This is a genomic window from Blastococcus sp. TML/C7B (genome assembly GCF_016612845.1).
Lineage (GTDB): Bacteria > Actinomycetota > Actinomycetes > Mycobacteriales > Geodermatophilaceae > Blastococcus.
The window spans coordinates 1189246-1201524 of record NZ_JAEOAA010000002.1 but is presented as its reverse complement, the minus strand read 5'-3'; the positions used below and the strand labels follow the sequence as shown (position 1 = coordinate 1201524).

Below are 12279 nucleotides of genomic sequence, written 5' to 3'. Positions count from 1 at the left end.
GTGGTCGCGGTCAGCGGAGGCCGACCACGGTCAGTGACCTGTTCATCACCGAAATCCTCTCAGGCGCGAGCCGCCCTGTCAGCGACGGCCGTCGTCGGAGTTTGCGGGTCCCAGGCCGGTGTACCGCGCGAGGAAGCCGAGCTGGTCGGCCGCGAGCCCGACGGTGCGGCTCACCGCCCGCGCGCCGTGGCCCACCGACACCTCGCGGCGCAGCACGACCGGCGACGACGACGCGGTCGCGTGCTGCAGGGCGGCGGCCAGCTTGCGGCCGTGCATCGGGTGCACGCGGGTGTCGGACTCGAACGTCGTGATCAGCACCGCCGGGTAGGCCGTCCCCTCCCGGACCGCGTGGTACGGGGAGTAGCCCAGCAGCCAGCCGAGCTCGGTGGCGTCGTCGGCGGTGCCGTACTCGTCGTTCCAGGTGCGGCCGAGGCCGAACAGCTCGTACCGGACCATGTCCAGCAGCGGTGCGCTGCAGACGACCGCGGCGGCGAGGTCGGGCCGCTGGGTGAGCGTCGCGCCGACCAGCAGGCCGCCGTTCGAGCCGCCGAAGATCCCGAGCTGCGCGGGCGTCGTCCAGCCGGACGCCACCAGGTGCTCGCCGGCGGCGGCGAAGTCGTCGAAGACGTTCTGCTTGCGCTCGCGCATCCCGGCGCGGTGCCACTCCTCGCCGTGCTCGGAGCCGCCGCGCAGGTTGGCCACCGCCCAGACACCGCCCGCGGCGACCCAGGCAAGCGCCGGCGCGCTGTAGGCGGGGGTGAGCGAGACGTTGAAGCCGCCGTAGCCGTAGAGCACCGCCGGCCGCGGGGTGTCCGGCGTGCCGGTTGCCGACAGCACGAACAGGTGCACCGGCGTCCCGTCGGCGGAGGTCGCGTGCGTCTCGACGACGGTCAGCTCCGGGACCGCGCCCGCGACGGCAGCCCGCTCCCAGTCCGCCAGGGTTCCCGGGTCGGCGGCGTCCCAGCGCAGCACCGACGGCGGGGTGGCGTAGTCGGTGTAGCCCACCCACGCCTCCGGGCCGCCCTCGGGCCGGGAGACGACGCCGGAGATGCTGCCGGCGCCGGGCGCGGGCACCTCGCGGGTGCGGCCCGAGCCGTCCGCGGCCCACACCGACAGCCGGTCGGTGGCGTCCACGGCGTGCACGGCGAGCACCTGCAGGCCGCCGTCGGGCCCGTCGACCAGCGTCACGTCGGAGAGCACGGCGTCCGGCTGTTGGGGGACGACGTCCCGCCAGTTCTCCGGCGCCCAGGTGGCGGCGTCGGCCGGGTCGGCGACGGCGAGCCGCCAGCGGGGGGCATCGCGGTCCGAGAGCAGCCACAGCCGGCCGTCGCGGGCGACCCACGCCGAGGTCTGCGCGTCCACCCCGACCTGGAGCTCGCGAAGCGCGCCGTCCCCGGTGAGGTCGGCCAGCCACACGTCGTCCCGGGGCGCGGTGCCGACCGAGCGGGAGACGACCAGCCAGCGGCCGTCCCGGCTGGTGTGCACGCCGAAGTAGCTGGCCGGGTCGCTGCCCTCGCCGTGCACCAGCACGTCGCCGGCCGGGTCGGCGCCCACCCGGTGGCGCCACACGCGGCGGTGGAACTGCTGCTCGTCGGCCGGCACCAGCTCGGGCGCCAGGCGACGCACGTAGAACAGCTCCCCGCCGCCGGGCAGCCAGGCCACGGGGGAGTACCGGCAGCGGTCGACCGGGCCGTCGAGCAGCTCGCCGGTGGCGACGTCGAGCACGTACAGCTGCGACTCCTCGTCGCCGCCGACGGAGACCTGGTAGGCCAGCCGGTCGCCCTCGATCGACGGCGACCAGGCGTCCAGGGTCGTCGTGCCGGCCCGGTCCAGCGCCATCGGGTCGACCAGCACCCGCACCGTGCCGTCGGCCTCGGTCACCCGCAGGACGGCGTGCTCCTGGCCCGGGTCGCGGCGGGTCGAGAAGGCGCGCGCCCCGCGCCACACCGGCAGCCCGACCGCGCCGGCGTGCACCAGCTGCTCCAGCCGGTCGGCGAACGCCGCGCGCAGCGGCAGGCCGCCGAGCACCTCGGCCGACAGCGCGTCCTGCGCCGAGCTCCAGGCGACCGTGCGCGGGTCCTCGGCGTCCTCCAGCCAGCGGTAGGGGTCGGCCACGGCGTGCCCGTGCAGGTCCTCGACGAGGTCGAGCCGGGGGGCGTCGGGATAGCGCATCCGGTCACGGTAGAGCGCCCGCGCGGCGAAGCAGCGGGCGCGAGGGCGGCGTGCGCGCCCGCGCCGGGTCAGAATGGGGGTCGCCCGCGGGTCTCGGAGCCACCGGCGGTCCGGGGCGACCGGAGGTGATCCGTGCCGCGTTCCGTGCCCAGGTCGTCGACCGCAGGTCATCCAGGCCCGCGCCGCGACCCCGCCCCGACGGTCCTGCCCGTGCCCTCGCCCGGGACCACGGGCGCATCCCTGCTGCTCAACGCCACCTTCGAGCCGTTGTGCGTGGTCTCCAGCCGCCGGGCGATCGTGCTGGTCCTGGCGGAGAAGGCCGTGGCCGTCGACTCGACCGACGACGTCGTCCACGCTTCGACGGTCAGCCTGCCGGTGCCGGTCGTCGTGCGGCTGACCCGGTACGTGCGGGTGCCCTACCCGTCGTCGGTCCCGCTCTCGCGGCGCGCGGTCTTCACCCGCGACGCCCAGACCTGCGTCTACTGCGGCGGGTCGGCGACCAGCATCGACCACGTCGTCCCGCGCAGCCGGGGCGGGACGCACACCTGGGACAACGTCGTCGCCGCCTGCCGCCGGTGCAACCACACCAAGGCCGACCGGTCGCTGGCCGAGCTCGGCTGGAAGCTGCCGCACCCGCCGCGCACCCCCACCGGCGCCGCCTGGCGGCTGCTCGGCCACCGCACCGTCGACCCCCGCTGGCGCGAGTGGCTGGGCATACCTGAGAGCGTCAGCGCGTGACGTCCCCGGGTACCGCGCGGCTGCTGTGGAGCCTCGCCGAGCCGTTCCACGCGCTGACCTACTTCGCCGCGGAGGCGACCGCGGCCTTCGAGGAGGCCGGGCTGCGGGGCTTCTGGTCGGGCTACTTCGCCGGCCGTGCGGCGCCGCTGGGTGCCGTCGGGGCCGAGGTCGTGACCGCCACCTTCGTCAACTTCGCGCCGGAGTTCGTCGCCCGCCGCGTGCCCGCGGTGTGGGACCAGGCGACCCCGGCGGCCGCCCTGGACGCGCGGCTGGCCGGCGTCGACGCGGCGGTGCATCGGGTGCTCGGAGCGGGCTGGACGGCGTCGGACGAGGTGCGCGAGCTGCGCGACCTGGCGGCCACCGCCGCGGCCGCGGTCGACCTGCCCGGGCGCCCGCTCGCGGCCGCCAACACCGGCGTCGCCGTCCCCGACGAACCGCACCTGGCGCTGTGGCAGCTGCTCACGACGCTGCGCGAGCACCGCGGGGACGGGCACACCGCCGCGCTGGTCGACCGCGAGGTCGACGGCGTGCAGGGGCACGTGCTGGCCGTCGCGGCCGGGCGCGCCGACCGCGCCTGGCTGCAGAAGGCGCGCGGCTGGGACGACGAGGCCTGGGACGCCGGCGCCGCCCGGTTGGCACGCCGCGGCTGGCTGGCCCACGGCGAGCTCACCGCGCAGGGCCTGGCGGTGGTCACCGCGATCGAGGCGGACACCGACCGGCTGGCCCTCGGCCCGTGGCAGGCGCTCGGCTCCCGCGGCTGCGACCGGTTCGCCGAGCTGATCCGGCCGGTGCGCCGCGCCGTCGTCGCCGCCGGCGAGTGGCCGGCAGGCAACCCGATCGGCGTGCCCGAACCCGCCTGATCTCCGCGAGATCTGCACACTCGGGGGATTCGGCGCCCGGAAAGCCCCGAGTGTGCAGATCTCGTGGAGGGGGTCTCAGGTGACGCGGGCGCGCTCGGCCGGGAAGGCCTCGTAGGAGCGGTCGGCGAGGATCGCGCGGAACCGGTCCATCGCGTCCCAGACGTCGACGAACCGGGTGTACAGCGGCGCCGGCCCCAGCCGCACGCGGTCGGGGGTGCGGAAGTCCGGCACCACGCCGCGGTCGACCAGCGCCTGCGTCAGCTGCCAGGCCTGCGGGTGGGCGAAGGTGACGTGCGAGCCGCGCCGGGACTGCTCACGGGGCGAGGCCAGCGCCACCCCGGCCGGCACCAGCCACTCGTCGCCGAGGGCCACCACGAGGTCGGTCATCGTGCGGCCCTTCGCGGCCAGCGCCCCGATGCCCGCCTCGGCGACCAGCCCGGCGCCGACCTCGACCGCGGCCATGCCGATGACCGGCGGCGTCCCGACCCCGAAGCGCTCGATGCCCTCGGCCGGCTCGTAGGCCGGGCCCATCTCGAACTGGTCGCGCTGACCGAACCAGCCCTGGATGGGGGAGCGCAGCTCCTCCTGCAGGTCGCGGCGCACGTACAGGAACGCGGGGGCACCGGGCCCGCCGTTGAGGTACTTGTAGGTGCAGCCCACGGCCAGGTCCGCCCCGGTGGCGTCCAGGTCGACCGGCACGGCGCCCACCGCGTGCGAGAGGTCCCACAGCAGCAGCGCGCCGGCCTCGTGCACCAGCCGGGTCACCTCGGCGACGTCGGCCAGCGCGCCCGACCGGTAGGCCACCAGCGACAGGACGACGACGGCAACCCGCTCGTCCAGCGCCGCCGCGAGCGCCGACGGGTCCAGGCCCTCGTCGATGTCGGCGTCGATCTCGCGCACGGTCATGCCCCGGGCCTCGGCGACCCCGGCCACGACGTAGCGGTCGGTCGGGAAGTCGTCGGCGGTGCAGACCAGCACGTCGCGGCCGGGTCGGGCGGCGGCGCCGGCGACCAGCAGCTTGTAGAGGTTCACCGTGGTGGAGTCGCCGACCAGCACCTGTCCGGTGCCGGCACCCAGCACCCCGGCGCCGAGGGCGTCGCCGAGCCGCGTCGCGTGCCCGATCCATTGCGACCACGAGCCGACCAGACCGCGCGCCCACTCCTGCTCGACCACGCGGCTCACCGCGGCGGGGGTGTCCAGGGGCATCCGGCCCAGCGAGTTGCCGTCCAGGTACAGCAGCCGGTCGGGGCCGTCGTCGGCGGCACCGGCGAAGCGGGCGCGGAACCCGGCGAGGGGGTCGGCCGCGTCGAGGGCCTCCGCGGCGGCACGGGAGAGGTCCATGGCTCCTTGTGTACGGGACCGCCGGGCCGCGGTGCTGCCGGGGGTCGGCGCGCCGGCGGCTAGCGTCGCCGCCCGTGACGCAGCTGCACGACCTGACCGCGCTGGAGCAGGCCGCCGCCGTCCGGTCCGGCGAGGTGAGCCCGACCGAGCTGGTGCGCCACGCGCTGGACCGCATCGCGGCGTTCGACGCCGGGCTCGGCGCCTTCGTCACGGTGACCCCGGAGCGCGCGCTCTCGGCCGCCGCCGCGGACGAGCAGCGGTTGCGGGACGGCGGACCGCTGCCCCCGCTGCTCGGGGTGCCGACCGCGATCAAGGACCTCACCCGCACCGCCGGCGTCCGGACGACGTCCGGCTCACGCGTCACCGCCGGCACCGTGCCGGACGCGGACGACGCCGTCGTCACCCGGCTGGCCGCCGCGGGGACGATCAGCGTCGGCAAGACCAACACCCCCGAGTTCGGCTTCCCGGCCTACACCGACAACGACCTGGTCGGCCCGGCGCGCTGCCCCTGGGACCCGGCGCTGCTGGCCGGCGGCTCCAGCGGCGGCGCGGCGGTCGCCGTCGCGGCCGGCTTCGTGCCGGTGGCCCACGGCAGCGACGGCGGCGGCTCGATCCGCATCCCGGCGGCGGTCAACGGCCTGGTCGGCATGAAGCCCACGCGCGGGCGGGTGAGCAACGCCCCGCTGGGCAGCGAGATCACGGGGCTCGCCACCCACGGCCCGCTGGCCCGGACGGTGCACGACGCCGCCGCGCTGCTCGACGCGATGGCCGGCCCGGAGCTCGGCGACCCCGCCTGGGCGCCGCCGCTGCCGCCGGGGGAGACGTTCCTGGCCGCCGCCGGCCGGGGGCCGGGCCGGCTGCGCATCGGCGTCGTCACCGAATCGCCGCCGCCCGGCGTCCCGCTCGAGCCGGCGATCGCCGCCGCCCTGGGCGGCACCGCGCGGCTGCTCGCCGACCTGGGGCACGACGTGGAGGAGGCGCCGGCCGGGCTGATCGGGCCCGAGGTGCTGCCCGCGTTCGAGCGGGTGTGGGCGCTGTCGGCGACGACGCTGCCGGTGCCGCCCGAGCGCATCGGCGAGCTGCGGCCGCTCACCCGGGAGCTGCGCGCCCGCGGCCTGGCGCTCTCGGCCCGGGACGCGATGCTCGCGCTGGGCACCCTGCGGTCGTTCGCCCGCGGCTACCTGCGGGCCACCGCCGGCTACGACGTGCTGCTCGCCCCGGTGGTCACGATGGCGCCGCGCCCGGTCGGCTGGTTCACCGACGACGGCGCCGAGGACTTCGCCCGCAACGAGCGCTACGCCGCCTTCCCGGCGCTCGCCAACATCACCGGTCAGCCGGCCGTCAGCCTGCCCCTGCACTCCGACGCGCGCGGGCTGCCGATCGGCAGCATGCTGGTCGGCCGGCCCGCCGACGAGGTCACGCTGCTCGCGCTGTCCGCCCAGCTGGAGGCCGCGCGGCCCTGGGCGTCGCGGCACCCACCCGTCTGGGGGGAGCGGGCGGCCTGACCGGGGTGCGGTGCCGGTAAGTTGTGCCCCGTGACCGTTGCCGAGACCATCCTCGTCTTCGCCGGGGGCCCGCTGGTCGTGATCCTCGTGCTCGCGCTGCTGACCCTCGGGCCGGGGGTGCGCCACCGGCGGCCCCGCTACAAGCCGGGCCAGGCCTGGGACCACGCCCCGGTCTGGTACGAGCCGCACCCCGACGGCGGCGGGCACGGGGACGGGCACGCCGCGATCGCGGCCGCCCCCCAGGCCGCCGGTCCGCTCGGTGGAGCCCGGGGCACCTGGTGAGCGCCCTGATCCCGACTCCCGCACCCGCGATCGACCTGCCCGGAGGCCCGCGATGACCCGCGCGCTCGAAGTCGAGTCCCACGACACCGCTACGTCCTCGACCATGTCGTCGCGCACCGACGAGCCGCTCGACCAGATCTTCAGCTTCCGCGAGCTGGCCCGCCTGGACGAGGCGCTGACGCTCTCCTCCCGGGAGACCGGCCTGCGCTTCACCCTGTACGTGGGTGACCTGGGCACCCCGACCCGCGCGCGGGCCGAGGAGATGCACGCCTCCTCCGGCGGCGCCACCGCCGAGGCCGTGCTCATCGCCGTCTCGCCGGGGCAGCGCGTCGTCGAGGTCGTGACCGGTTCCGCCGCGGCCCGCCGGCTGCCCGACCGCGCCTGCGCGCTCGCCGTGCTGTCGATGACGACGGCCTTCGCCGGGGGCGACCTCGTCGGCGGCATCGTCAACGGGCTGCGCCAGCTCGCCGACCAGGCCGGCCGCCCCACGCACAAGCACTGAGTCACTGCGGTCCTCCGGACCGCACAGCAACGCGAACGAGGCCCCGCCCACCGATCCGGTGGGCGGGGCCTCGTCGTGTCGCTGCCTACTCGAGGCCGGCTTCCCCGTCGCGTTCACGGGCGCGCAGGGCGCGGGCGATGCCGTCCCGGCCCTCGAAGACCAGCCGGCGCAGCGCCGCCGGCTGCGAGGCGTCGGCCAGCCAGGCGTCGGCCGCGGCGATCGTGCGCGGCTCGACCACCGACGGGAACAGGTACTGGACGGCGTTCTTGGCGATCTCGCCGGGTCGCCGGTCCCAGATGGGGCGGACGTCGGCGAAGTACCGGTCCACGTACTCCGCGGTCAGCTCGCGCTGGGCCGGGTGCCAGAAGCCCGCGACGATCGCCTCGTGCACGGCGTTGGGCACCTCGTCGTCGTGGAAGGCCTGGCGCCACGTCTCGGCCTTGGACTCCGCGGTGGGCCGCAGCGCCCGCGCCGTCGCCGCGCGCCGGATGCCGGTGGCGGTCGCGTCGCGCTCCTCCTCGGCCGCGATCTCCGCGTCCCCGGCGGCGCCGACGGCGACCAGCCCGTGCAGGAACGCCCAGCGCGCGTCGGCGTCCACCTCCAGGCCCGCGACCGTCCGGGAGCCGTCGAGCAGCCCGCGCAGCGCCGCGACGTGCTCGTCGGTGCGCGCGGCGCTGGCCAGCGTCCGCGACCACAGCAGCTGCTGGTCGCTGCCCGCGGGGGCCGCCTCGAGCGCAGCCAGGGCGTGGTCGCCCAGCCGCGCCCAGCCGGTGGGCGCCCAGGTCGGGTCGGCGAAGCTGGTCAGCGCCGTCTGCACCCGGGCGAGCAGCGACTGCACGACGCTGCTCTCGGACTCCGCGCCGATCCCGGCCAGCACCAGCTCCACCCACTCGCGGGCCGGCAGCTCGGCGTCGCGGGTCATGTCCCACGCCGCCGACCAGCACAGCGCGCGGGCCAGCGGGTCGGGCATCGCGCCGATGCGGGCGCGCAGGGTGGCCAGCGAGCGCTCGTCGAGCCGCAGCTTGGCGTAGGTCAGGTCGTCGTCGTTGACCAGCACGAGGTCCGCCGCCGGGTGGCCGACCAGGTCGGGCACCTCGGTGCGCGCGCCGGCGACGTCCAGCTCGACCCGCGCGGTGCGGGTGAGCCCGTCGGGGCCCTCGCTGTACAGGCCGACGGCCAGCCGGTGGTTGCGCAGCACGGGGTGCTCGGCGACGGCGGTCTGCTCGATCGCGAAGCTGCCGTACCGGCCGTCCTCGGTCAGCTCGAAGAGCGGGCGCAACGTGTTCACCTGGCTGGTGCGCAGCCACTGGTCGGCCCACTCGGACAGGTCGCGGCCGGAGCTCTCCGACAGCGGGCCCAGCAGGTCGGCGAGCGTGGTGTTGCCGTACTCGTGCCGCCGGAAGTAGCGCCGCACGCCGGCCAGGAACTCGTCCCGGCCCACGTAGGCGACCAGCTGCTTGAGCACCGAGGCGCCCTTGGCGTAGGTGATGCCGTCGAAGTTGACCTCGACCGCGGCGACATCGGGGATGTCCGCGGCGATCGGGTGGGTCGAGGGCAGCTGGTCCTGCGCATAGGCCCAGGCCTTCTCGGTGTTGGCGAACGTCGTCCACGCCGTCGTGTACTCGGTGGCCTCGGCCTGGCACAGGGTGCTGATGTAGGTGGCGAAGGACTCGTTGAGCCACAGGTCGTCCCACCAGCGCATGGTCACCAGGTCGCCGAACCACATGTGGCCCAGCTCGTGCAGGATCGTCTCGGCCCGGCGCTCGTAGCGGGCCCGGCTCACCTTCGACCGGAAGACGTAGTCCTCGAGGAAGGTGACCGCGCCGGCGTTCTCCATCGCCCCGGCGTTGAACTCGGGCACGAACAGCTGGTCGTACTTGTCGAACGGGTACGGGTAGTCGAACACCCGGTGGTAGAAGTCGAAGCCCTGCTTGGTGACCCGGAACAGCTCGTCGGGGTCGAGGTGCTGGGCGAGGCTGGCCCGGCAGTACAGCCCCAGCGGGATGCCCTCGTGCGAGTCGGTGACCTTGGCGTAGGGGCCGGCGATCAGCGCCACCAGGTAGGTCGAGATGCGCTTGGTCGTGGCGAAGTGCACGAGCTGCGAGCCGCCCTCGCCGGCCTCGATGGTGCGGTCGCCGCTGTTGGAGATGACCTGCCAGTCGAACGGCGCGGTGACGTGCAGCGTGAAGGTCGCCTTGAGGTCGGGTTGGTCGAAGCAGGCGAACATCCGCTTGGCGTCGGCCGGCTCGAACTGCGTGTAGAGGTAGACCTGCTGGTCCTCGGGGTCGAGGAAGCGGTGCAGGCCCTCGCCGCTGTTGGAGTAGCGGCAGTCGGCGGTGACGACCAGCGTGTTCTGCTCGGCCAGGTCGGGCAGGGGGAGGCCGACGGCCTCCTCCCACGTGCTGACGTCGAGCTCGACGCCGTTGAGCGTGGCGGAGCGGAGGGAGTCGGCCACCAGGTCGATGAAGGTCGAGGCGCCGGGCTCCCGGCAGCCGAACTCGACGGTCGTCGTCGAGACGAAGGTGCGCTCGCCGGGGTGCCCGGCGCCGTCGGTGACGTCGAGGGCGATGTCGTAGCTCTCGACGGTCAGGATCTCGGCGCGGGCGGCGGCATCGATGCGGGTCAGGTTGGGTGCGGCCACGCCCCGGAGCCTGCCACGGGGTGACGACGGCCCGCGCGACCGCGGTGTCCGGGAACAAGCCGCCCCCCGTGCCGCTTGGCACCTCCCGAGACCCGGTGGCAGCTCCCCGGGGCCCCGACCACGAGGAGAACCCGCATGACCGAGGCAGTGCAGAGCGCCCCCGTGAAGGCCCGCGTCGACTTCTGGTTCGACCCGCTGTGCCCCTGGGCCTGGCTGACCAGCCGCTGGGTGCTCGAGGCCGCCAAGGTCCGCGACATCGACCTGCACTGGCACGTCATGTCGCTCGCCGTCCTCAACAGCGGCCGGGACCTGCCCGAGGAGTACCAGGAGATGATGAAGAAGGCGTACGGCCCGGTGCGGGTCGCGATCGCCGCCGCCCAGCAGCACGGCGAGGAGATCCTCGGCGACCTCTACACCGCCATGGGCACGCTCCGGCACCACGAGAAGGTGGAGCTGGAGGACCTCATCGCCCCCGCCCTCGAGCGCGTCGGCCTGCCCGCCTCCCTCGCCGAGGCGGCGACCTCCACCGAGTACGACGAGGCGCTGGAGAAGAGCCACCACGAGGGCATGGACCCGGTCGGTGAGGACGTCGGCACCCCGGTCATGCACATCGACGGCGTCGCCTTCTTCGGCCCGGTGATCAGCAAGGTGCCCACCGGCGAGGACGCCGGCAAGGCCTTCGACGGCGCCGTCCTGCTCGCCAACCTCCCCGAGTTCTGGGAGCTCAAGCGCACCCGCACCGCCGGCCCGGACATGGCCTCCGTCCCGGCCGACACCCTCGAGATCACCCGCCGCTGACCTCACCCCCCGAGGGCAGAAATGGCCATTTCTGCCCTCGGGGAGGGGTGCGGCAGGATGGCCGGATGCCGCACCCCGTCCGCCAGCGGATCTTCATCTCCGGCGCCAGCGCCGGCCTCGGCCAGGGCATGGCCCGCCGGTTCGCCGCGATGGGCCGCGACCTCGCGCTGACCGCCCGCCGCCTGGACCGGCTCGAGGCGCTGCGCGATGAGCTGCTCGCCGCGCACCCCGGCATCCGGGTGGTCGTCGCGGCCATGGACGTCGACGACCCGGCCTCGGTCGCCGAGGTGATGCCCCGTCTGGCCGAGGAGCTGGGCGGCGTCGACCGGGTGATCGTCAACGCCGGCATCGGCAAGGGCGGCTCGGTCGGCACCGGCGCGGCCGCGGACAACCGCGCGGTGCTGCTCACCAACGTGCTCGGCTCGCACGCGCAGTGCGAGGCGGCGATGGAGCTCTTCCGCAGCCAGGGCGCCGGGCACCTGGTGCTCATCTCCTCGGTCGCCTCGGTCCGCGGCATGCCCGGCACCCGCACCGCCTACGGCGCGAGCAAGGCCGCGCTCAACTCGCTGGCCGAGGGCATCCGCTCCGACGTGTACGGCTCGCGGATCGTCGTCTCCACGGTGCTGCCCGGCTACATCGCCACCGACATCAACGCCGGACGGCGGGGCCCGCTCACCGTCGGGTTGGACAAGGGCGTGGCCGCGCTGGTCGCCGTCGTCGAGCGGGAGCCGGTGCGCGGCTACGTGCCCGAGTGGCCCTGGCGCCCGGTCGCCCGCCTGCTGAAGGTGCTCCCGCTCCCCGCCGTCCGCCGCCTCACCGGCTCCTGAACGGGACTTTCGGTACCGAAAGTCCGGGAGAGTCGGGGACTTTCGGTACAGAAAGTCCGCGGTGGGGCGGCGGGCGCACGGGCCCGGGACCCCGGGGACCGGGACGCCGCCCGCCTGACAAACTGCACCCATGCGCGTCTTCGTCGGAACCGACCACGCCGGCCTCGAGTTCAAGGACCACCTCAAGCAGGTGCTCGCCGACGCCGGCCACGAGCCCGTCGACTGCGGGGCGTTCGAGTACGACGCCCAGGACGACTACCCGCCCTTCTGCTTCGAGGTCGGCGAGCGCACGGTCGCTGAGCCCGGTTCGTTCGGCGTCGTCATCGGCGGCTCGGGCAACGGCGAGCAGATCGCGGCCAACAAGGTGCCCGGCGTCCGCGCCGCGCTGGTCTGGAACACCGCCACCGCGCAGCTGGCCCGCCAGCACAACGACGCGAACGTCGTCTCGATCGGCGCCCGGCAGCACAGCGTCGAGGAGGCCACCGAGCTGGTGCTCGAGTTCCTCCGCACCGACTTCAGCGGCGACGAGCGGCACGTCCGCCGGATCGGGCTGATCAGCGACTACGAGCGCGACCGGCACCGCCCCGCCGGGGGACTGCCCACCGGGCGCTGA

Annotated in this window: 11 protein-coding genes; 8 read left to right on the top strand and 3 right to left on the bottom strand. The window is 75.3% G+C overall.

What is annotated here, in order from left to right:
• Positions 1 to 78: 78 nt before the first annotated feature.
• Positions 79 to 2172, bottom strand: coding sequence for a prolyl oligopeptidase family protein (locus JKP76_RS18705; RefSeq protein ID WP_200492260.1), 2094 nt, complete (start codon positions 2170 to 2172; stop codon positions 79 to 81).
• 210 nt (positions 2173 to 2382) lie between these two features.
• On the opposite strand from JKP76_RS18705, the gene JKP76_RS18700 reads away from it, so the two are divergent.
• Both JKP76_RS18700 and JKP76_RS18695 read left to right on the top strand, forming a co-directional pair.
• A complete protein-coding gene (locus JKP76_RS18700; protein WP_309229531.1) occupies positions 2383 to 2910 on the top strand; it encodes an HNH endonuclease in 528 nt (175 codons plus the stop codon).
• Entirely contained in the window at positions 2907 to 3770 is an 864-nt protein-coding gene (locus tag JKP76_RS18695) for a hypothetical protein (protein WP_200492259.1), read from the top strand. The genes JKP76_RS18700 and JKP76_RS18695 overlap by 4 nt, the downstream gene beginning before the upstream one ends.
• 75 nt (positions 3771 to 3845) lie before the next feature.
• Here the strand turns inward: JKP76_RS18695 and kynU are convergent, their stop codons facing one another.
• Positions 3846 to 5111 (bottom strand): kynureninase, encoded by a 1266-nt coding sequence (gene kynU / locus JKP76_RS18690; protein WP_200492258.1) that lies wholly within the window; start codon positions 5109 to 5111, stop codon positions 3846 to 3848.
• 74 nt (positions 5112 to 5185) lie between these two features.
• Between kynU and JKP76_RS18685 the strand changes: the two genes are divergently transcribed.
• Genes JKP76_RS18685 through JKP76_RS18675 form a run of 3 tightly spaced genes read left to right on the top strand, consistent with a single transcriptional unit; the run spans position 5186 to position 7400 of the window.
• Positions 5186 to 6616, top strand: coding sequence for an amidase (locus JKP76_RS18685; protein ID WP_200492257.1), 1431 nt, complete (start codon positions 5186 to 5188; stop codon positions 6614 to 6616).
• A 30-nt stretch (positions 6617 to 6646) separates the two neighbouring features.
• The gene (locus tag JKP76_RS18680) at positions 6647 to 6898 is read left to right on the top strand and encodes a hypothetical protein (RefSeq protein WP_200492256.1); all 252 of its coding nucleotides are present in this window, start codon (positions 6647 to 6649) and stop codon (positions 6896 to 6898) included.
• 52 nt (positions 6899 to 6950) lie between these two features.
• Positions 6951 to 7400 (top strand): DUF5130 family protein, encoded by a 450-nt coding sequence (locus JKP76_RS18675; protein ID WP_200492255.1) that lies wholly within the window; start codon positions 6951 to 6953, stop codon positions 7398 to 7400.
• An 85-nt stretch (positions 7401 to 7485) separates the two neighbouring features.
• On the opposite strand, the gene pepN is transcribed toward JKP76_RS18675, so the two are convergent.
• Positions 7486 to 10041, bottom strand: a complete 2556-nt coding sequence (gene pepN / locus JKP76_RS18670) for an aminopeptidase N (RefSeq protein ID WP_200492254.1) — start codon at positions 10039 to 10041, stop codon at positions 7486 to 7488.
• Between the two features lie 135 nt (positions 10042 to 10176).
• Between pepN and JKP76_RS18665 the strand changes: the two genes are divergently transcribed.
• The 3 genes from JKP76_RS18665 to JKP76_RS18655 all read left to right on the top strand — a co-directional run bounded on the left by JKP76_RS18665 (position 10177) and on the right by JKP76_RS18655 (position 12279).
• Positions 10177 to 10839, top strand: a complete 663-nt coding sequence (locus tag JKP76_RS18665; protein WP_200492253.1) for a DsbA family protein — start codon at positions 10177 to 10179, stop codon at positions 10837 to 10839.
• Positions 10840 to 10904: 65 nt separating this feature from the next.
• Positions 10905 to 11666: an SDR family oxidoreductase gene (locus JKP76_RS18660; RefSeq protein ID WP_200492252.1), complete on the top strand. Its 762-nt coding sequence runs from the start codon at positions 10905 to 10907 to the stop codon at positions 11664 to 11666.
• Between the two features lie 130 nt (positions 11667 to 11796).
• A complete protein-coding gene (locus JKP76_RS18655) occupies positions 11797 to 12279 on the top strand; it encodes a ribose-5-phosphate isomerase (RefSeq protein WP_200492251.1) in 483 nt (160 codons plus the stop codon).